This is a genomic window from Nocardiopsis sediminis (genome assembly GCF_042650565.1).
GTDB classification, from domain to species: Bacteria; Actinomycetota; Actinomycetes; order Streptosporangiales; family Streptosporangiaceae; genus Nocardiopsis_B; species Nocardiopsis_B sediminis.
In genome coordinates this window covers 1-19,186 of the sequence record NZ_JBHSBH010000008.1, presented here as the reverse complement: position 1 = coordinate 19,186, position 19,186 = coordinate 1, and the positions used below count along the sequence as shown (strand labels likewise).

At 74.2% G+C, this 19,186-nt stretch carries 16 protein-coding genes and 1 pseudogene; 10 read left to right on the top strand and 7 right to left on the bottom strand.

Features of this window, described 5'->3' with window-relative positions:
* Positions 1–39 precede the first annotated feature (39 nt).
* The 6 genes and pseudogenes from ACFOVU_RS11935 to ACFOVU_RS11910 all read left to right on the top strand — a co-directional run.
* Positions 40–1,206 (top strand): annotated as a pseudogene (locus ACFOVU_RS11935) (acyl-CoA dehydrogenase family protein); the annotation flags it as partial.
* A 95-nt stretch (positions 1,207–1,301) separates the two neighbouring features.
* On the top strand, positions 1,302–1,523 hold the full coding sequence (locus ACFOVU_RS11930; RefSeq protein WP_378532866.1) for an acyl-CoA dehydrogenase family protein: 222 nt from the start codon (positions 1,302–1,304) through the stop codon (positions 1,521–1,523).
* A gap of 81 nt (positions 1,524–1,604) precedes the next feature.
* Positions 1,605–2,786 carry an LLM class flavin-dependent oxidoreductase gene (locus tag ACFOVU_RS11925; RefSeq protein WP_378532864.1) on the top strand — a complete coding sequence of 394 codons (1,182 nt, stop codon included), beginning with the start codon at positions 1,605–1,607 and terminating at the stop codon, positions 2,784–2,786.
* A 65-nt stretch (positions 2,787–2,851) separates the two neighbouring features.
* Positions 2,852–3,373, top strand: a complete 522-nt coding sequence (locus ACFOVU_RS11920) for an NAD(P)H-dependent oxidoreductase (protein WP_378532862.1) — start codon at positions 2,852–2,854, stop codon at positions 3,371–3,373.
* Between the two features lie 83 nt (positions 3,374–3,456).
* Positions 3,457–3,987, top strand: a complete 531-nt coding sequence (locus tag ACFOVU_RS11915) for a flavin reductase family protein (RefSeq protein ID WP_378532860.1) — start codon at positions 3,457–3,459, stop codon at positions 3,985–3,987.
* A 166-nt stretch (positions 3,988–4,153) separates the two neighbouring features.
* A complete protein-coding gene (locus ACFOVU_RS11910; protein WP_378532857.1) occupies positions 4,154–5,149 on the top strand; it encodes a sulfite exporter TauE/SafE family protein in 996 nt (331 codons plus the stop codon).
* A gap of 185 nt (positions 5,150–5,334) precedes the next feature.
* Here ACFOVU_RS11910 and ACFOVU_RS11905 read toward each other — a convergent pair whose 3' ends face one another.
* Positions 5,335–6,933, bottom strand: a complete 1,599-nt coding sequence (locus ACFOVU_RS11905) for a glycoside hydrolase family 10 protein (RefSeq protein WP_378532855.1) — start codon at positions 6,931–6,933, stop codon at positions 5,335–5,337.
* A 161-nt stretch (positions 6,934–7,094) separates the two neighbouring features.
* Here ACFOVU_RS11905 and ACFOVU_RS11900 point away from each other — a divergent pair, with 161 nt between their 5' ends.
* On the top strand, positions 7,095–8,357 hold the full coding sequence (locus tag ACFOVU_RS11900) for an isochorismate synthase (RefSeq protein WP_378532853.1): 1,263 nt from the start codon (positions 7,095–7,097) through the stop codon (positions 8,355–8,357).
* Positions 8,358–8,435: 78 nt separating this feature from the next.
* Here the strand turns inward: ACFOVU_RS11900 and ACFOVU_RS11895 are convergent, their stop codons facing one another.
* Together ACFOVU_RS11895 and ACFOVU_RS11890 are read right to left on the bottom strand one after the other, a co-directional pair.
* Positions 8,436–8,897 (bottom strand): PPOX class F420-dependent oxidoreductase, encoded by a 462-nt coding sequence (locus ACFOVU_RS11895; protein ID WP_378532851.1) that lies wholly within the window; start codon positions 8,895–8,897, stop codon positions 8,436–8,438.
* A 38-nt stretch (positions 8,898–8,935) separates the two neighbouring features.
* The gene (locus ACFOVU_RS11890; RefSeq protein WP_378532849.1) at positions 8,936–9,850 is read right to left on the bottom strand and encodes a putative RNA methyltransferase; all 915 of its coding nucleotides are present in this window, start codon (positions 9,848–9,850) and stop codon (positions 8,936–8,938) included.
* 114 nt (positions 9,851–9,964) lie between these two features.
* On the opposite strand from ACFOVU_RS11890, the gene aroQ reads away from it, so the two are divergent.
* A complete protein-coding gene (aroQ, locus tag ACFOVU_RS11885) occupies positions 9,965–10,444 on the top strand; it encodes a type II 3-dehydroquinate dehydratase (protein WP_378532847.1) in 480 nt (159 codons plus the stop codon).
* A 212-nt stretch (positions 10,445–10,656) separates the two neighbouring features.
* Positions 10,657–11,775, top strand: coding sequence for a phosphate ABC transporter substrate-binding protein PstS (gene pstS, locus ACFOVU_RS11880; protein ID WP_378532845.1), 1,119 nt, complete (start codon positions 10,657–10,659; stop codon positions 11,773–11,775).
* A gap of 522 nt (positions 11,776–12,297) precedes the next feature.
* Here the strand turns inward: pstS and ACFOVU_RS11875 are convergent.
* The 3 genes from ACFOVU_RS11875 to ACFOVU_RS11865 all read right to left on the bottom strand — a co-directional run bounded on the left by ACFOVU_RS11875 (position 12,298) and on the right by ACFOVU_RS11865 (position 16,561).
* Positions 12,298–13,533: a metal-dependent hydrolase family protein gene (locus ACFOVU_RS11875; RefSeq protein ID WP_378532843.1), complete on the bottom strand. Its 1,236-nt coding sequence runs from the start codon at positions 13,531–13,533 to the stop codon at positions 12,298–12,300.
* An 80-nt stretch (positions 13,534–13,613) separates the two neighbouring features.
* On the bottom strand, positions 13,614–15,179 hold the full coding sequence (locus ACFOVU_RS11870; RefSeq protein WP_378532840.1) for an AbgT family transporter: 1,566 nt from the start codon (positions 15,177–15,179) through the stop codon (positions 13,614–13,616).
* A gap of 92 nt (positions 15,180–15,271) precedes the next feature.
* Entirely contained in the window at positions 15,272–16,561 is a 1,290-nt protein-coding gene (locus tag ACFOVU_RS11865) for a metal-dependent hydrolase family protein (RefSeq protein WP_378532838.1), read from the bottom strand.
* Between the two features lie 173 nt (positions 16,562–16,734).
* Here ACFOVU_RS11865 and ACFOVU_RS11860 point away from each other — a divergent pair, with 173 nt between their 5' ends.
* On the top strand, positions 16,735–17,769 hold the full coding sequence (locus ACFOVU_RS11860; RefSeq protein WP_378532836.1) for an Lrp/AsnC family transcriptional regulator: 1,035 nt from the start codon (positions 16,735–16,737) through the stop codon (positions 17,767–17,769).
* A 41-nt stretch (positions 17,770–17,810) separates the two neighbouring features.
* On the opposite strand, the gene ACFOVU_RS11855 is transcribed toward ACFOVU_RS11860, so the two are convergent.
* Positions 17,811–18,728 carry a TIGR03619 family F420-dependent LLM class oxidoreductase gene (locus ACFOVU_RS11855; protein WP_378532834.1) on the bottom strand — a complete coding sequence of 306 codons (918 nt, stop codon included), beginning with the start codon at positions 18,726–18,728 and terminating at the stop codon, positions 17,811–17,813.
* Between the last annotated feature and the right edge of the window lie 458 nt (positions 18,729–19,186).

The following is a 19,186-nucleotide window of genomic DNA, read 5'->3' as shown; positions in this document are numbered from 1 at the left end:
CCGCGGCCGGGGGTTGCGACCTCACCCCCAGGCCGTCCCATGCCGCCCGGCAGAACCGCGCCGGGGGCGATCGGCACGTGCGGCGCCCATCGCCCCCGGCCCGGCCGCCGCCGACCCGGACCCGTCCCGCCGCCACGACACCCACCTCCTACCACCGCACACGCCACGCCGAACACCCCCCGCCTCCCGTGGATCGAGCACCCTCCGTGCTTTATTCCAGATAATTCACGTAGGAAATTCCGACAAACCGGTCCGCTCAGCCGGTCGGGACGGTCGGGGACGCCGCATCCGCGGCAAGGAGGTCCATCCATGTCCGAGCTGACCGGCACCGGTCACGCCCTCGCCCGCGGCGACGACGCGGCCGCCGTCGCCGCAGCCCTCGCCGGCCGCCTGGCCGAGCACGCCCGCGAACGCGACGCCGAGCGGCGGCTGCCCTACCCCGAGGTCGCCGAGATCGCCGCAAGCGGCCTGCTCGGGATCACCGTCCCCACCGCACACGGCGGCCCGGGCGCCGGGCCCGCCACCGTGGCCGAAGTCCTGCGCATCATCGGCACCGCCGACCTCAGCATCGCCCAGATCCTCCAGCCGCACTTCGCCTTCCTCAACGCGCTGCGGCTGCGCGGCACCCCCGCCGCCCGGCACCGGCTCTACACCGACGTCCTCAAGGGCACCCTGGTCAGCAACGCCCAGGCCGAGCGCGGGGGCGCGCACTCTCACGACCACCAGGCCCGGCTGGAGCGCGCCGACTCGGGCGGCCGGGTCCTCACCGGCACCAAGTTCTACGCCACCGGATCCCTCTTCGCCGGCTGGCTCGCGGTGACCGCGAAGGCCGACACCCCCGGCGAGGCCGAGCCCCAGACCCACATCGCCTTCGTCCCCCGCGAAGCCCCCGGCCTCCACGTCGAGGACGACTGGAACGGGATGGGCCAGCGCACCACCGGCAGCGGCACGGTGCGGCTCGAGCGGGTCGAGGTCGCCGACGACCTTGTGCTCCCCCACTACCTCACCTTCCGCGAACCCACCACCTACGGCGCCTACGCCCAGCTCCTGCACAGCGCCATCGACGTCGGCCTGGCCCGGGGCGCCCTCACCGAGGCGGCCCGGTTCGTGCGCACCACCAGCCGCCCCTGGTCGGAGAGCGGCGTCACCGAGGCCTCGGCCGACCCGCTCACCGTGCAGCGGTTCGGCGAGCTGGAGATCCAGGTGCGCGCCGCCGAGGCGCTGCTGTCCACCGCGGCCGACCGGGTCGCCGCCCGCNNNCCGACCTCACCGACGCCTCCACCGCCGAGGCGTCGATCTCGGTGGCCGCCGCAAAGGTCACCGGCGGCGCGGCGGCGGTCGACGTCGCCGGCGCCCTGTTCGAGGTGGCGGGCACACGCTCGGCCGGCGAGGACCTCAACCTGCACCGGTTCTGGCGCGACGCGCGCACCCACACCCTGCACGACCCCGCCCGATGGAAGGTCCAGCACATCGGCCGCCACTCCCTCAACGGGCAGCGGCCGCCGCGCCACGGCCAGATCTAGCCGGGCACGGCGCGGCCGATCCGCACCGGCCGCCGCGGTCGCGCCCACGACCGCGAACCCGTCCGCGAAAGAAGGATTCTCATGGCACTCACGTTCCACTGGTTCCTGCCGACCCAGGGCGACAGCCGCGGCATCGTCGGCGGCGGCCATGGCGTCGAGGTCGGCTCGGCCTGGCGGACCCGCGAGCCCACCGTCGGCTACCTCACCCAGATCGCCCGGGCCGCGGAGCAGCTCGGCTTCACCGGGGTGCTGACGCCCACCGGCGCATGGTGCGAGGACTCCTGGCTGAGCACCGCGATGCTGGTGAGCGCCACCGAGCGCCTGAAGTTCCTCGTGGCGTTCCGGCCGGGGCTGCTCTCGCCCACGCTCGCCGCCCAGATGGCCTCCACCTACCAGCGGCTCAGCAACGGGCGGCTGCTGCTGAACGTGGTCACCGGCGGCGAGGCCCACGAGCAGCGCACGCACGGCGACTTCCTGGACAAGGACGCCCGCTACGCGCGCACCGACGAGTTCCTGGAGGTCGTGAACCGGCTCTGGGCGGGCGAGACGGTCGACTTCTCGGGCACGCACATCAGCGTCGAGCAGGCCGTGCTGCACCGGCGCCCCGACCCGGTGCCGCCCGTCTACTTCGGCGGGTCCTCCCCCGCCGCTCTCGACGTCGCGGCCCAGCGGGTGGACACCTACCTGACCTGGGGCGAGCCGCCCAACGCCGTCGCCGAGAAGATCGGCCGGGTACGCGAGCGGGCCGCGGCGCACGGCCGCACGCTGGACTACGGGATCCGGCTGCACGTGATCTCCCGCGACACCGCCGAGGAGGCGTGGGCCGAGGCCGGCCGGCTGCTGTCCCACCTGACCCCCGAGACGATCGAGCGGGTGCAGTCGGGCCTGTCCCGCAGCGAGTCCGAGGGCCAGCAGCGGATGCTCGCCCTGCACGGCGGGCGCACCGACGACCTGGAGATCTACCCGAACCTGTGGGCCGGCGTCGGCCTGGTCCGGGGCGGCGCGGGGACCGCACTGGTGGGCAGCCACCGCGAGGTCGCCGACCGCATCGAGGAGTACGCCGCCCTGGGGATCGACGAGTTCGTCCTGTCGGGCTACCCGCACCTGGAGGAGGCCTACTGGTTCGGCGAGGGGGTGCTGCCGCTGCTGGCCGAGCGCGGCCTGTGGCACCACCCCGGCCGCCCTGCGGATACGGCGGAGCCGGCCGCCCCCGCCGTCCCGTTCTCCGGCCCCGCTGAGACCGTCCCCCAGCCCGCCAGCTGACCCGCCGCACGCACATCCGCCGCGGCCCGCCGTCCCCGCCCCCGACCACCTGGGAACCCGCCACCATGAGCACCACCGTCCTGATCGGCAACCCGCGTCCGGGCTCCCGGACCGCCACCGCCGCCGTCGCCGCGGCCCGCCGCGCGGCCGACGCAGCGGGCCGCACCGGCCCGCTCGACATCATCGACCTGGCCGACCTCGCCCCCGTGCTGCTCGCCCGCGAGCGGCACCCCGATGTCACCGCCGCGCTGGAGCGCGTGGCCGCCACCGAGCTGCTCCTGGTGGCCAGCCCCACCTACAAGGCCACCTACACGGGGCTGCTGAAGGTGTTCCTCGACCTGCTGCCCGGCGGCGCGCTGTCGGGGGCGGTGGCGCTGCCCCTGCTGGTGATGGCCTCCCCGGCGCACACGCTCGCCGTCGAGGTGCACCTGCGCCCGCTGCTCGTCGAGCTGGGCGCCGCCGTGCCCAGCCCGGGGCTGGCGCTGCTCCAGGACGACGTCGACCGGCTCGACGACGTCCTCGCGCCCTGGGCCGAGCACATCGCCCCGCAGATCACGGCGGCGCTGCCCGCGCGGGCGGGCACATGAGCCCTCCGCGCTGCGACCCGGCGGCCGGGGCGCGTCCCGTCCCCGTTGCACACCATTCGGCACGTACCCGAAGGGAGGGCGCCATGCGCAGCGCGCACGCCGCTCCGCCGTCGCGCGGCACAGACCGGCGGCCGGTCGACGCCGACCGGTTCCGCCAGGCGCTCGGCCGGCACCCCGCAGGCGTGGTCGTCGTCACCGCCGACGTCGCCGGGGAGCCGGTCGGGCTCACCGCCACCTCGTTCACCAGCGTCAGCCTGGCGCCGCCGCTGGTCGCGTTCTACATCGCGGAGTCCTCGACCACCTGGCCCAAGCTGCGGCGCGCCGACGCCTTCGGCGTGCACCTGCTCGCCGACGACCAGGCGGCGGTGGCGGCGCGCTTCGCCGCCAAGGGGGTGGACCGGTTCGCCCACCCCACGTCCTGGCAGCGGGGCACCGGGGGCGTGCCGCTGCTCGACGACACCGCGGTGCGGCTGCTGTGCCGCCGCGACGACACCCGGCGGATCGGCGACCACTGGCTGGTGGTGGGCGAGGTCGTCGAGGCGGAGGTCGGCGCGCCCCGCCCGCCGCTGCTCTACCACCAGGGGACGTTCGGTGGCTTCGCCGCCCGTTCCTGACCGCGGGACGACCGGCCGGCGATACCGTGACCATGCGATTCCACCGGGTGATCACCGGGCCGAGACGCCCCCGCCCACTTGGCGCAGGTGGCCGCCTCCCGTATTATCCCTACTAATCCGGTAGAAAAAGAGACCGTACAATCCCCTGCCGAACGGGAAGGCCCCCATGCAGACCATCGTCCTCCTCGGACTCGTCGGCTTACTCGCCCAGCTCGTCGACGGCAGCCTGGGCATGGCCTACGGCGTCACCTCAACGACGCTGCTCCTGTTCATCGGCACCAACCCCGCCGCGGCCTCGGCCACGGTGCACCTGGCCGAGATCGGGACCACCCTCGCCTCGGGGGTCTCGCACTGGCGGCTCGGCAACGTCGACTGGAAGGTCGTGCGCCGCATCGCCCTGCCCGGCGCCATCGGCTCCTTCGCCGGCGCCACCGTCCTGAGCAGCCTCTCCACCGAGGCCGCCGAACCGGTCATGAGCGGCATCCTGCTCGCGCTGGGCGTCTACATCCTCGTCCGCTTCACCGCCTGGGGCACCCCGCGCGGCAACCTCGGCAAGCCGGTGCGCCGGCGCTTCCTGGCCCCCCTGGGCCTGCTCGGCGGGTTCGTCGACGCCACGGGCGGCGGGGGCTGGGGCCCCGTGGGCACCCCGGCCCTGCTCGCCAGCGGGCGCATGGAGCCGCGCAAGGTCATCGGCTCCATCGACACCAGCGAGTTCATCGTCGCGCTGGCGGCGAGCCTGGGCTTCCTGATCGGCCTGGGCTCCGCCGGGATCAACTTCGCCTGGGCCGCGGCGCTGCTGGTCGGCGGCGTGATCGCCGCGCCCATCGCCGCCTGGATCGTCCGCCACTTCCCGCCCCGGGTCCTGGGGTCGGCGGTGGGCGGCCTCATCGTGCTCACCAACACGCGCACCATCATCCGCAGCGACTTGCTGGGGGAGGTGCCGGGCGGCGTCCAGATCGCCGTCTACGTCGTCCTCTACCTGGTCTGGGCCGCGGCCATCGCCTGGTCGGTCCGCGCCCACCTGGCCGACCGCCGGCTGCACGCCGAGGCCGCCGCCCCCGCCGCCGGCACCGAGGGGGCCGAAGCGCCCGAGCCGGCCCCGGCCGCCACCGACACGGCCACCGGCACCGGCGACTCCCCCCGCATCGAGGCCCGCGACTGACCCGTCCGGAGCCGGGCCCGGGCGTCCGCCCCGGCCCCTCCGGAACCCCCGTCCACCGCCCTGCGTCCCCGGGGCGGCGGACCCGCGACGCTGGACCGCTCCGGTCCGGGGCGGCGACCATCCCGGCCGCCCCGGCCTCCCGGAGCGGTCCAGCCCTTTTCACGGCCCGGAGGGAGTCTCCCGGGTCACTCCCCCGCGCCAGCGACCCGGGCGGCGGGGCTGGGCGCGCTCTCGGTCCGGTAGGCGTCGAGCACGGTCACCTGGTAGCGGGCCTCGCCGTCGGCCGGAGCGGTATCGGTGAAGGTACGGGTGCCCTCGCCCCCCGCGCCCACGACCGCCACCAGGTGCTCGGCGTCGGCGAGGTCGCAGGGGTCCTCGCCCGCGCCCGGCACGCGGTACACGGCGTAGGAGCGCGCGCCGTCGACCTCGTCCCAGCGCAGCTCCACCTCGTCGCCGTCGCGCGCGGCCGTGACCTCGCCCACCGGGTCGGGCACGCCCTCGGCGCCGTCGGCCTGGGGCGGCAGCGCCGGGCGCACGTAGTGGTCCTCGACGACCCGGTCCATGGCGGCGTTCGCGCGCCCGCTCAGGTCCTTCATCGAGAAGTACACGTCGCCCGTCACCTCGGGGCGGTCCCGGTTGAAGTCGAGCTGGCGGGAGAGCGCATCGGCGCCCTCCCAGTCGTCCTCGCCGACCCGGTAGGCCGCCTGGCCGATGTAGAGGTCCACCCCGGTCCCGGCCACCTGGTCCGCCCACCAGGGCACGAGCTCCTCGTAGTCGGCGGTGGCGAAGCCGCGGTGCCAGTAGAGCTGCGGGACGATGTAGTCGACGGTCTCCTCGCGGATCCACTCGCGGGTGTCGGCGTACTGGGCGTCGTAGGACTGGAGGCCGCCGGTCGCCGAGCCCTCGGGGTCGGAGTCCTCGTTGCGCCAGATGCCGAACGGCGAGACGCCGAACAGTACCCAGGGCTTGGTCTCGGCGATGCCGGAGTGGACCTCGGCGATGAGGGCGTCGATGTTCTCGCGCCGCCAGGCGTCGCGGTTCTCGGCGTCGCCGCCGTGCGCCTCCCAGCTGGCGTCGTCGTCGAACTCCTCGCCCTCGGCGGGGTAGGGGTAGAAGTAGTCGTCGAAGTGCACGCCGTCGATGTCGTAGCGCTCCACGACGTCGAGCACGACGCCGACCACCCACGCGCGGACCTCCGGGTTGCCGGGGTCGAGGTAGCCTTCGTCGCCGTACTCCACCAGCCACTCGGGGTTGCGCCGCGCAGGGTGGTCGTCGGTGAGGTTCTCCAGGTCGGGGTCTGCGAAGCCGACGCGGTAGGGGTTGAACCAGCCGTGCAGCTCCAGCCCGCGCTCATGGGCCTCGGCCACCGCGAACTCCAGGGGGTCGTAGCCGGGGTCGCCGCCCTGCTCCCCGGTGAGGTAGCGGGCCCACGGCTCCAGCTCCGAGGCGTACATCGCATCGGCGGTCGGCCGGATGTGCAGGAAGACGGTGTTGAGGCCGAGCCCCTGCGCGGCGTCGAGCCGTTCGCGCAGCTCCTCCTGCTGCTCGTCGGCCGGCAGCCCGGGCTCGGAGGGCCAGTCGATGTTGCGGACCGTGGTGAGCCAGGCGCCGCGCATCTGCCGCTTGGGAAACGCCGGGTCGGCCTCGCAGTCCTCGGGGATCCCGGGCTGCGCCTGGGCCGCCGTGTCCCCGGACCCCGAGCCCTCCCCCGACGGGGCGCCGAAGCACCCGGCCAGCAGTGGAAGCGCCGCGGCCGCCGCCGCACCGCGCACCCGCCACCCCATGACGACGTCACCTCACCCTCTGTGTGGACCGTCCACGGTTCGTCACGTTTCGGGCACAGCCTAAGGGCGGCCGGGGCCCGGTCCGTCCCGCCGCGTGCGCGCGAGCGGGACGCGAACCGCGGTACAGGGGAGGCCCTTGCGGATCTATAGACTCGAATGTCGTGACCGCCCGCGAAACCGCTCCGCACCCCACCGTCCGCACCGTCCCCCTGCGCGCGGGCGGCGGGCTGCTGCGCCACCTGCCCGCCGAAGCGCCCATGGCGTGGGTGCACGAGGGCGAGGGGCTCGTGGCGTGGGGCGAGGCCGCCCGGATCACGCTTCCGGCCGAGGACGACCCCGGCGGCGTCGCGCGCTTCCGCGAGGCGGCGGCCTGGCTGGCCGGCCTCGCCGAACGCGCCGAGGTGCACGACGCCGTCGAGGCGCCGGGCACCGGGCCTGTGGCCTTCGGCACCTTCACCTTCGATGCGCGCAGCGCGGGGTCGGTGCTGATCGTCCCCCGCGTCATCGTGGGGGCGCGCGACGGGCGCGCGTGGCTCACCACCATCGGTGACCGCGCCGAGGCCCACCCCGGGGAGATCCTGTCTCGGGTCACCCCGATGCAGCCCGTGGGCCCCCTGAGCTGGTCCCCGGGGGCGCTGGCTCCCGAGGAGTGGACGGCGGCGGTGGCGACCACCGTGGAGCGCATCCGCGGCGGCGCCCTGGGCAAGGCGGCCCTGGCCCGCGACGCCGTCGCCGACGCCGAGCGCGGGATCGACGCGCGCACCCTGCTGGCGCGGCTGGTCCGCGCCTACCCCGGCTGCTACACGTTCTCCGTCGACGGCATGGTGGGAGCGACCCCCGAGCTGCTGGTGCGCCGCGAGGGCGACCGGGTGGCGTCGCTGGTGCTGGCGGGCACGCGCCCGCGCGGCGAGACCCAGGACGACGACGACATGCTCGCCGCCGAGCTCCTGGCCTCGACCAAGGACGCCGAGGAGCACCGATACGCGATCGACTCGCTGCGCGAGGCCCTGGAGCCGCTGGCGGAGGAGGTCGAGATCCCCGACCGGCCGCGGCTGCTCCAGCTGGCCAACGTGCAGCACCTGGCCTCACCGGCGCGCGCCACGCTGCTGCCGGGGACGACGACCCTGGACGTGGTGGCCGCGCTGCACCCCACGGCGGCGGTGGGCGGCACGCCCACGCCGGCGGCGGTGGAGCTGATCCGCGAGATCGAGGGGATGGACCGCGGGCGCTACGCCGGGCCGGTCGGCTGGATCGACGCCGAGGGCAACGGCGAGTGGGGCATCGCGCTGCGCTGCGCCCAGATCACCGGCTCGCGCGCCCGCCTGTTCGCCGGCTGCGGCATCGTCGCCGGGTCCGACCCCGAACTGGAGCTGGCGGAGTCGGAGGCCAAGCTCCAGGTCATGCGCGAGGCCCTGGCCGACTGAGGGGGCCGGTCACGCCGCCCCGGCCGCCGCGGCCCCGAGGGGCCGCCGCGGGCCGGGCGGGTGCGCGACCCCTCGGGCTCAGGCCAGGCGGGCGGGGAAGCCGCCCGTGGCCACCGGCCCCCACCGCTCGGGTGTGATGCGCACCAGCGCCTTGCCCTGGCGCCGCATGGCTTCGCGGTACTCGTCCCAGTCGGGGTGCTCGCCGGAGATCACCCGGAAGTACTCCACGAGCGGTTCGACCGCGTCCTCGCCGTCGAGGACCTCGGCGGCGCCGTCGACCTGGACCCAGGGGCCGTCGAAGTCGTCCGACATCACCAGTACGCTCACCGCGGAGTCGCGGACGGCGTTGCGGGTCTTGGCGCGCTCGGGGTAGGTCGAGACCACGATCCGCCCCGAGGTGTCCACGCCGCAGGTCACGGGCGACGCCTGGGGGCCGCCGCCGGCCCGGCGGGTGAGCAGCACGGCGCGGTGGCGCGGCCGTAGGAAGTCCAGCAGCTCCTCGCGGGAGACGCGGGTGTTGGTCGCGATGGACGGGCTCATCTGGGGCTCCCTGTGCAGAGTGTGCGTGCGGCCGGAGGTCAGGCCGGCCGGGGGCGGTGGACGGTGACGAGGAAGGACGCGGTGACCGGGGCGGGATCGGGCAGGGCGGCGATCCGTCCGGCGAGATCGGCCGCGGACAGGTGGCGGGCGCTGGGCCCCATGCCCACGGCGGTGGCGATGTCGCGGTGCGGCAGCAGCAGCGGGACCTCCAGCTCCTCGCGGTGCGTGCGGACGAAGCGGTCGCCGAGGGTCCGGTCGATCCGCTCCTCCTTGCGCGGGTCGACGGTGACCAGCCCGAGGGCGGCGATGAGTTCGGCCAGGTGGCGCGTGGTGGGTCCGGCCACGATCAGTGCGCCGTCGGCGCGCAGCACGCGGTGGAACTCGGCGCCGTCGCGGGGGGCGAACACGTTGAGCAGCGCGGATGCCGTGCGGTCGCGTACCGGCAGCCCCTGCCAGGCGTCGCAGGCGGCCGCACCCGCACGGGGGTGGGCCTTCGCGGCCCGGCGCAGCGCGTACTTGGAGACGTCCAGCGCCAGGCCGGTGGCGCCGGGGTGGTCGGCGAGCACCCCGGCCAGGTAGTGGCCGGTGCCCGCGCCGACGTCGGCGACGAGGCCGCCACCGGCCGGCGGCCGCCCGGTCAGGCCGGCGTGCTCCCCCGCCAGGCCGGAGATCCGGCGGGCCAGCGGCGCGTAGTGGCCGGCCTCCTGGAACGCCCGGCGGGCGGCGACCATGTCGGCGGTGTCGCCGGTCCCGGCTGGGCGGCGCCCGCTGAGCAGGCTGACATAGCCCTCGCGCGCGACGTCGAACCCGTGCCCGCGGTCACAGCGCAGCGCATTGCCCGCGGGCGCCAGCCCCGCGCCGCAGTGGGTACACGCCAGGGCGGCCAGCACACCCGGGGGCATCCGCAGCCGCCCGAGCACGGCGGGGGGACGGTGGTCGGTGCTGCTGGTCATGGTCCCTCCACCCTATCCGCCACACCGGCCCGCCGATCGCCACCCGTGGGCTCCACCACTGCACACTAGGCTTTCGGGCGATCGCCGCTTCGACCATGGAAAAGGTGTCCCACGTTGTCCGAGAACCCCGCAGCCCCGGGATCCGCCGGCCGGCCGACCGTCCTGCTGCTCAACGGGCCCAACCTCAACCTGCTGGGGGTGCGCGATCCCGCCCAGTACGGCACGACCACGCTGGCCGACATCGAGAAGCGGGTCACCGACCTCGGGGCGGAGCTGGGCGTGGACGTCGAGTGCGTGCAGAGCAACCACGAGGGCGTCCTGGTCGACCAGGTGCACCGGGCGCGGGAGCTGGACGGCATCGTGCTCAACCCGGGCGCGTTCGCGCACTACAGCATCGCCCTGCGCGATGCGGTGGACGCGGTGGACACCCCCTGCGTCGAGGTGCACATCTCCAACGTGTACGCCCGTGAGGAGTTCCGGCACACGTCGGTGACTGCGCCGGTCATGCAGGGCTACATCGCGGGGTGCGGGGTCACCGGCTACGAGCTCGGCCTGCGCGCGGTGCTGGCGCGCATCCGCACGCCCCGGGGCTGAGCCCGCAGCGGACGACCGGGGCGCGCCCGCCGCACAGGGGCGCGGTGCCGGGCCTGCGGTGTTTCCCACGACACCCCCGTTCGGCACACGGCGCCACCTGTTGTTAAATTCGTCGTCGGTGTCCGATCACCGCAGGTTCACCCACCGCCGCCGGGCGGGCCCACGTGGGCTCCCTATGGCTCCGGCACCGACCGAGAGGGATTGACGAGGCCGTGCAGCAGCCGTCCGCCTACCGCAGGTTGTCCGCCGCCGCTGTCGCCGGTGCGCTGGCGCTGACGACCGGATGCGGCAGCGACAACGCCGTACGCGGCAACGACCCGCTCCCCGTCCCCGCGGGCATCACGTGCGCCGAGGGCAGCATCTCCGCCTCGGGCTCCAGCGCGCAGGAGAACGCCATGCAGACCTGGGTGGCGGCCTACCAGACCGCGTGCGCCGACGCCCAGGTGTTCTACAACTCGATCGGGTCGGGCGGGGGGCGCAGCCAGTTCATCGACGGCGCGGTCTCCTTCGCCGGCTCCGATGCCGCCCTGGACGACGAGGAGGCGGCCGAGGCGCAGGAGCGGTGCAGCGGCGGCTCCGCTGCGATCAACATCCCCGGCTACATCGTGCCGATCGCGGTGGTGTTCAACCTGGACGGGGTCGATTCGCTGAACATGTCGCCCGAGGTGATCGCCGGGATCTTCAACCGCGACATCACCACATGGAACGACCCCGCCATCGCCGCCGACAACCCCGACGCGGACCTGCCGGATTCCGCGATCACCCCCGTGTCCCGCTCCGACGAGTCGGGCACGACCGAGAACTTCACCGAGTACCTGGCGGCCGCGGCCGGCGACGCCTGGCCGCACGAGCCGGGCGGCCAGTGGCCGCTGCCCCCGGCCGAGGCGGCCCAGGGCAACAGCGGCGTGGCCCAGGCGGTCAAGGCCGGCGACGGCACGTTCGGCTACGTCGAGGCGTCGCACGTCGGCCACATGTCGACGGTCGACGTCAAGGTGGGCGAGGAGTTCGTGCACGTATCGCCGGAGTCGGCCGGGGCCGTGGTCGCGAACTCCCCCGAGCGCGAGGGCAACAGCGAGCACGACCACGCCCTGGAGCTGGACTACGGCACCACCGAGCCCGGCACCTACCCGATCGTGCTGGTGAGCTATGAGATCGCCTGCCTGAACTACGACGACGCCGGCGAGGCCGCCGCGGTCCGCGACTTCCTCGGCTACGTGATCAGCACCGAGGGCCAGCAGGGCGCCGCCGAGGAGACCGGTTCGGCGCCGCTGCCCGAGGAGACGCGTGAGGGGCTGCGGGAGTCGGTCGAGGCGATCAGCGGGCCGCAGTAGCCGGGGGACACGAGCGCCGCGGCCGGGAGCGGCACGCGGTCCCGGCGGTGCACACGCACCCGGACATTCCCCCCTCACCAGCCGAAGTGGCGTTATGCCACAGTGTTATCGTTGCACGTGCGGTGCCGGGGTCCGGGTGTGTGCCCGGCCGGTGTCTTCCCCCACCGGCCGGACCGCTGCCGGATCCCGTGCGCCGGGCCGTGGGGGCCGCCTGCGCACCGCGCCGCACGGGCAGGGGCGAACGCGGCGGACCATGGGCGCTTCGCTGCGGCCGTCCTCCGCGACGATGCACCCATGGCCGTGGTCGGCACCGCGTTGGGCTGGCGTGCCGTCGCCGCGAGCGGCGTGCGCCGTGGCGCCGTCCTCACGACGCTTGCGACCCTAACCCGCCCCGCTGACATTCCCCCGCGCCCCTCCCCGCGAACCGGCTTGCGCGCCCCCGCGGGGGATCCGTTCGCGCACACGGCGACGCCCCGGCCCCCGCCCTCGTTCGGGCGGGACCGGGGCGCGGCCGGGCCGGGGTCAGACGCCTCCGGCGACCACCTCGCCGCCCTGGACGACCATGGCCACCTTGGCGGGGTCGGCCAGGACCGCGACGTCGGCCAGCGGGTCGCCGTCGCAGACGACCAGGTCGGCGGCCTTGCCCGCCGTGACCGTGCCGAACCGGTCGGCCAGGCCCAGCAGTTCGGCGGCGGCGCCGGTGCCGGCCACGATGGCCTGCATGGGGCTCATCCCCACCCGGACCATGTGGACCAGTTCGGCGAGGTTGGCGCCGTGCGGGGAGATCCCGGCGTCGGTGCCCAGTGCGACCCGGACCCCGCGGCGCACCGCTTCGGCGACCCGCTCGAAGGTCCGGTCGGCCAGCGCCCGCTTGGTGTCGTAGGCCTTCTTCGACATCAGGTGCTTGCGGTCCTCGAAGTCGAAGGTCGCCAGCGTGGGCACCAGGAAGGTGCCTCGCTCCAGCATCAGGTCGATGCCCTCGTCGTCGACCAGGTAGCCGTGCTCGATGCTGGTGACGCCGCCGCGCACCGCGTTGCGGATCCCGGCGGCCCCCTGGGCGTGGGCGGCGACGGGGCGCCCCCCGTGGCGTCGGGTCTCGGCGACGACCGCGGCGATCTCCTCGACCGTCAGGCCCTCGTCATCGGGGGTGTCGGAGGGGCTGGAGACGCCGCCGGTGGCGCAGAGCTTGATGACGTCGGCGCCGTCGCGCATGAGCTTGCGGGCGCCCACGCGCGCCTCGTGGACCGAGTCGACGATCTCCCCGGTGGTGTTGCCGCACTCGTGCAGGTTGACCCCGGTGGGCAGCGTGTAGTCGGCGTGCCCGCCGGTGTGGCTCATGAGCCGCAGGGCCACCTGGATGCGCGGTCCGGCGATGAGGCCGCGCTCCTGGGCGATGCGGAAGCCCGCGTCGATCCCGCCGAGGTCGCGTGCGCCGGTGACCCCGGCCGCCAGCGTGCGGCGCATCCGCTCGGCGGTCTCGAAGGCGTGCACGCTGGGGTGGATGTCGAGGTTGTTGAGGACCAGGCGGCTGGTGTCCTCGAAGCCGAAGTGCACGTGGGTGTCGAAGAAGCCGGGCAGCAGGGTGCGCCCGCCCAGGTCGGTGACCCGCGCCCCTTCGGGCGCGGGCGGGGCCCCCTGGGCGGGCCCCGCGTAGGTGATCGAGTCCTGTGCGGTCACGACCACGGCGTCGCGGACGGGCTCGGCGCCGGTTCCGTCGATGAGGGTCGCGTTGCGGTACACAATCACGTCGTCGGGCACGGTGGTGTGCCTCCCTTCCTGGGGATGGGAAATGGGGTGGACGGCAAAGAGTGGCGGACGGTCCTGGTGCGGCCCTCAGGTCACAGCCGGATGCCCATGCCGGGGCCGATGGAGGCGCCGGTGAAGAAGAAGACGGTGAGCACGCCGACCCACAGCACCCAGAAGACGAGGGTGAAGGGGAGCATGCGGGCGATGATGGTGCCCATCCCCGCCGAGGGCTCGTACTTGCGCAGGTAGCCCAGGATGATCACGAGGTAGGGGTTGAGCGGGGTGAGCGCCTGGGTGGCGGAGTCGCCGACCCGGAACGCGGCCTGGATGAAGCCGGCCTCGTAGCCGATGAGCGCGAACATGGGCACGAACACCGCCGCGAGCAGCGTCCACAGCGACGATCCCGAGGTGATCAGCAGGTTCAGCAGCGTCACCACGACGATGAACGCGAGGATCGCCCCGAAGCCGGTGAAGTTCGCCCGCTCCAGCATCGCCGCGCCTTGGACGGCGATCCACGACGACATCCCGCTCCAGGTGAACAGGGCGAGGAACTGGGACAGCACGAACGCGACCACCAGGAAGTTCGCCATGTCCTTGACGGACTCCGCCATCATCCGCGAGATGGACTCGCTGCCGGTGATGGTGCGCACCCGCGCCCCGTAGGCCACGGCGGGGACCACGAGCACCAGGAAGACGATGAAGACCACCGAGCCGAGCAGGGGCGACTCCGGCAGGAAGGTGCCGTCCTCGTTGCGCATGGGCGCCCCGGGGGGCAGGATCAGCGCCAGCAGGGCGGCGACGGTCACCAGCAGGGAGACCCCCGCCCAGCGCAGGCCGCCGCGCTCGGCGTCGGTCAGCTCGGCCGACAGGGCCGGGGCGGCGGGGGCGTCGTCGTCGTGGATCTCGTCGCGGCCCACGCCGTTCCGGTTCAGGCGGGGTTCGAGGACCTTGTCGATGAGCAGGCCGGCGCCGATGGTCAGCAGCGCCGAGCAGCTGAGGCTGACGAACAGGTTGGACACGGGGGTGACCGTGGTGGTCAGGTCGCCGACCGGCTCGGCCGCGGCGTTGCTGATCCCCGACAGCAGCGCGTCGGTGGCGGTGACGAACGGCGTGCAGCTGAAGGCGGCCGTGGCCGTGGCGTAGGCGCCCAGCAGGCCGGCCACCGGGTGGCGGCCCGCGGCCTTGAACACCAGGGCGGCCAGCGGCGGCACGACGATGATCGAGGCGTCGGACATGATGTGCGCGCACAGCGCGGTGAACGCGACGACGTAGGGCAGCAGCCACCGCGGCGCGTTGCCGAACGCCCGGCGGACCAGCGCGGTCAGCATCCCGGTGCGCTGGGCGATGCCCACGCCGAGCAGCATCGTCAGGACCACGCCCAGGGGCGGGAACTCGATGAAGTTGGTGACCATCGAGGTGGTCAGCCAGGCGACGCCCTCGGCGGAGAAGAACCCCTTGATCTGGGTGGGCCCGTCCTCACCGGGGAGGGTGACGGCCAGCCCGAGGTAGGACATGGCCGTCGAGAGCACGGCGATGAACAGGAACAGGAGCAGGAACAGCGTGAACGGGTCGGGAAGCCGGTTGCCGGCGCGCTCGATCGCGTCGAGCATCCGGTTGCCGAGGCCCGGCTTCGTCGCCTGCGCAACGGGGGTCGACATGGGTCACCTCATCAGGGGAAAGCGGGCCGGGTGGATGGCCGGGCCGGGGAAGGGGCGGGGCGGCGGGACACCGCTGCGCGCTGCGCGCGGGTTCAGGCGGCGGGGTGGCGGGCGGGACGGCCGGTGATGCCGGCGGTGTCCTTGTGCACGACACCGTCCTTGAGGACGACGGTGATCGCGTCGGGGTCGGCGAGTGCGGCGATGTCGGCGAGCGGGTCGACGGCGCTGACGACGATGTCGGCGCGCTTGCCCGCCTCCAGGGTGCCGACCCGGTCGGCGATTCCCAGCAGTTCCGCGGCGTTGCGGGTGCCGGCTTGCAGGGCCCCCATGGGGGTCATCCCGTGCTCTACGAGCAGGGGAAGTTCACGCAGGTTGTAGCCGTGCGGGCAGATGCCCGCGTCGGTGCCCATCGCGACCTTCACCCCGGCGCGGATGGCCGCCGAGATGTTCTCGCTCAGGTGCTCCTGGAGTTTGCGCTTCTTGGCCACCGCGTAGGGCGCCGCCTTCTCGGGGTCGGGCGGGATGGTGGCGGTGGCGAGGGTGGGGACGAGGTAGCCGCCCTGCTCGCCGAGCATGTCGGTGCCTTCGGCGTCGATCTCGTAGCCGTGCTCGATGCTGGTGACGCCCGCGGTGAGCGCGTTGCGGATGCTGCGGGCGCTCTGGGCGTGGGCGGCCACCGGGACGCCGTGCGCGGCGGCCTCGCGGACCACCGCGGTCATCTCGGCGATGTTGAGCCCGTCGTGCCAGGGGGTGTCGCGGGGGCTCCACACGCCGCCGCTGGCCATGACCTTGATGACGCCGGCGCCCTGGCGCATGGCCTCGCGGGTGTTGCGCAGCGCCTCGTCGACGCCGTCGGTGAGCATGCCGATGGCGCCGTTGGGGGCCATCGCCGCGCCGGCGTCGAAGCCGCAGCAGGTGCGGAAGTCGGCGTGCCCGCCGGTGGGGCCCAGGGCGCGGTAGGCGAGGGTGAGCCGGGGGCCGGGGATGATGCCGTCGTCCACCGCCTTCTCCACGGCCATGTCCAGGCCGGCGAGGTCGCGGACGCTGGTGACCCCGGCGGCGAGGGTGTCGCGCAGGATCGGGATGGCGGCGTAGTAGCCGAACCCCGGGGGCTGGTGCACCAGGTCGGCGGGGTTGATCCGGCCGGCCTGCATGGTCATGTGCACGTGGGCGTCGATGAAGCCGGGCAGCAGGGTGGCCCCGCCGGCGTCGACGGTCCGGTGCGGGCCACCGATCTCGGGCAGCGCGGATCCGGGGCCGACCCAGTCGATGGCGCCGTCGCGCACGATGAGCGCCGCCGAGGGCAGCGGCGCGGCTCCGGTCCCGTCGATCAGTGTCCCGTTGCGGATCACGACCATGGGGGCGGGGAGCTCCTGCGGCATGCTACGTCCTTACTGTCCGGCTCCGGTGATGTGCCACACACCCTGACCTCGAAACATTCGTTAACAAGGCGGAAACATGCAGCTCAGGCGCTGTTTCGAGCACTGCGGAACGGTACCTCCGCCCGACCGGTAAAATGTCCGAAACGCCGGAATCCAGCTTTTTCGAGGCCGCCATGCAGGTATCCACCGAGGTCGACGAGCTCGACCTCGCCCTCATCAACGCACTGCAAATCGCCCCTCGCGCCTCGTGGTCGGAGCTCTCCCACACGCTCGACGTCGACGCCACCACCCTCGCGCGGCGCTGGCACCACCTGGAGGACTCCGGGCTGGCCCGGATCACCGCCTTCCCCCGGCGGGCGTACCTGGGGCGGGTGCACATGGCCTACCTGGAGCTGACCTGCCGGAACGGCACCGTACTCGACGTGGCCACAGCCCTGGCCGAGGATCCGTCCACGCTCAGCATCCAGTTCACCGCGGGCACCTCCCACCTGCTGCTCACGGTGGCCAGCGTGCAGGGGCTCTCCGACTACCTGCTGAACTGGATCGGCGGCTTCGAGGACGTGGTGGCCTACCGCATGCACGTGGTCACCGGCATCCTCTTCGAGGCGCACCGCTGGCAGGTGCGGGCCCTGGCGCCCGAGCAGCGGCGACGGCTGCTCGCCCTCACCGGAGCCGACAGCGGCGCGCCCGTGCCGGAGGGGCGCATCACCGAACTCGACCAGCGGCTCCTCGACCGGCTGTGCGGCGACGGCCGGGCGGGCTACCAGGCGCTGGCGGCCGCCCTCGGCGTCAGCCCCACCACGGCCGCCCGCCGGCTGAACCGGCTGCTCCGGGGCGGGATCATCGGGCTGCGCTGCGACATCGCACGCACGGAGCTGGGCTGGCCGGCCGCCGCGGTGCTCTGGGGGTCGGTCGACGCCCGCGTGCTGGAACGGGCCCGCGCCGACCTCGGCACGCGCATCCCCGAACTGCGGCTGTGCAGCACCATCGCCGGGCCCCAGAACACCCACTTCATCGTCTGGCTGCGCTCCACGGCCGACCTCCAGCGGGTCGAGCAGCGGCTGGTCGAGGAGCTGCCCGGGCTGCACATCGCCGACCGCCGCATGGTGCTGCGCACCGTGAAGTTCATGGGCAACGTGCTGGACTCCACCGAGCGCTACGTCCGGGCGGTGCCCCTGCGGCTGCTGCCGCAGGAGCCCGCCGCGTGAGCGCCCGGCGGCGCGGCCACCGCCGGGCGCGCGGAGCGTGGTCAGCCGGCGCGCAGCACCTCGTGGAACCGGCCGGCGAGGTCGAGCAGCTCCGCGACGCCGGTGGCGCTCTGCTGCAACTCCAGGGCCACTTCCTGGACGCCCGCGTCGACCGCGGCCCTGATGTAGTCGGTGTACTGGCCGAACGTGCCGGTGGGCAGGCCGCGGCCGGGATCGCCCTCGGACTCGGCGAGCTCGATGTTGACCCGCAGCGTGAAGCGCAGCGCGTCGGGGTCGCGGTCCGCCTTCAGGGCGGCGGCGCGCACCGCGTCCCATGATCTGGTGAGCATCGGCAGGGGCAGATTGAGGCCGAGCCAGCCGTCGGCGCGCCGCCCGGTCCGCTCCAGCGCCGCGGCGCCCACCCCGCCCAGGAGGATCGGCGGGCGCGGGACCTGCACGGGCTTGAGCCCCACGCGCGAGGGCGGCACCTGCCACAGCGGCCCCTGGTGCCCGACCGGATCGGGGCCCCACAGGGCCTCCAGGAGGTCAAGGGTCTCCTCCATGCGGGCACTCTTGCCGGTCCACGGCACGCCCGCGGCGCGGTACTCGTCGGAGCTCCAGCCCATGCCGATGCCGACGTCCAGGCGCCCGTTGCTCACGTGGTCCAGCGAGGCGAGGGAGCGGGCGAGCATGACGGGCGGCTGCCACAGCGCGTTGAGGGTGCTGGTGCCCAGCCGGACGCGGGAGGTGGCGCCCGCAGCGACGGTCAGCGTGACGATGGGGTCGAGGAAGACGGCGAACTCCTCGGGGAGGCTGCCGTCGCCGCTGGGGTAGGGCTCGCTGGGGTCCAGGGGCCACAACGTCCGGTCCGAGGCCCATAGCGCGTCGAAGCCGATCGACTCCGCTTCGGCGGCGACGCGGGCGGTGGCCTGGGGGTCGGCGAAGTGGCCGAACTGGGGGACGGTGAGTCCGATGCGCATGCGCGCGGCTCCGTTCGTCAGGGGCAGCGGGCACCGACCCGGGCGACGGCGCCCGTCCGGCCACGCTACCCGGGTCCGGGCCCGCCCGGGACGGCACCCCGCTGCGCCGCACAGTGTCGCCCGCTCGGTCCGCGGGGCGCCCACCGGGTACGCTCGGTGTTGCCCGCTCAGCCTCCGGGGGCGCTCACGGAGCGCGTTTCCAGGTCACATCGAGACCCGTTGAGGCACCCGCGTGTGCGGTGGGGTGATCGCGGGCATCTACCATGGCGCCGTCGGACAATTCCCACTCGGGCATGGTCGCCGCCCCAGTCGGCCCGCCCATCCGTTCCCCGATGCCCGGCACCGGGGCGGGCACCTTTCGTGCCCCTCGCAATGGAGCAGAAGATCTTGGACGTTCAACCGTGGGTGTGGGCGGTGACCATCGCCGTGCTGCTCGGTGTCATCGCCGTGGACTTCGT

Bases quoted from the DNA above. Each gene is read 5' to 3' on its own strand.
- ACFOVU_RS11890 (WP_378532849.1), bottom strand. From the start codon at position 9,850: ATGACCAGCAGCACCGACCACCGTCCCCCCGCCGTGCTCGGGCGGCTG.
- ACFOVU_RS11925 (WP_378532864.1), top strand. From the start codon at position 1,605: ATGGCACTCACGTTCCACTGGTTCCTGCCGACCCAGGGCGACAGCCGC.
- ACFOVU_RS11915 (WP_378532860.1), top strand. From the start codon at position 3,457: ATGCGCAGCGCGCACGCCGCTCCGCCGTCGCGCGGCACAGACCGGCGG.
- ACFOVU_RS11855 (WP_378532834.1), bottom strand. From the start codon at position 18,728: ATGCGCATCGGACTCACCGTCCCCCAGTTCGGCCACTTCGCCGACCCC.
- ACFOVU_RS11865 (WP_378532838.1), bottom strand. From the start codon at position 16,561: ATGCCGCAGGAGCTCCCCGCCCCCATGGTCGTGATCCGCAACGGGACA.
- ACFOVU_RS11910 (WP_378532857.1), top strand. From the start codon at position 4,154: ATGCAGACCATCGTCCTCCTCGGACTCGTCGGCTTACTCGCCCAGCTC.
- ACFOVU_RS11870 (WP_378532840.1), bottom strand. From the start codon at position 15,179: ATGTCGACCCCCGTTGCGCAGGCGACGAAGCCGGGCCTCGGCAACCGG.
- ACFOVU_RS11920 (WP_378532862.1), top strand. From the start codon at position 2,852: ATGAGCACCACCGTCCTGATCGGCAACCCGCGTCCGGGCTCCCGGACC.
- ACFOVU_RS11895 (WP_378532851.1), bottom strand. From the start codon at position 8,897: ATGAGCCCGTCCATCGCGACCAACACCCGCGTCTCCCGCGAGGAGCTG.
- ACFOVU_RS11905 (WP_378532855.1), bottom strand. From the start codon at position 6,933: ATGGGGTGGCGGGTGCGCGGTGCGGCGGCGGCCGCGGCGCTTCCACTG.
- ACFOVU_RS11860 (WP_378532836.1), top strand. From the start codon at position 16,735: ATGCAGGTATCCACCGAGGTCGACGAGCTCGACCTCGCCCTCATCAAC.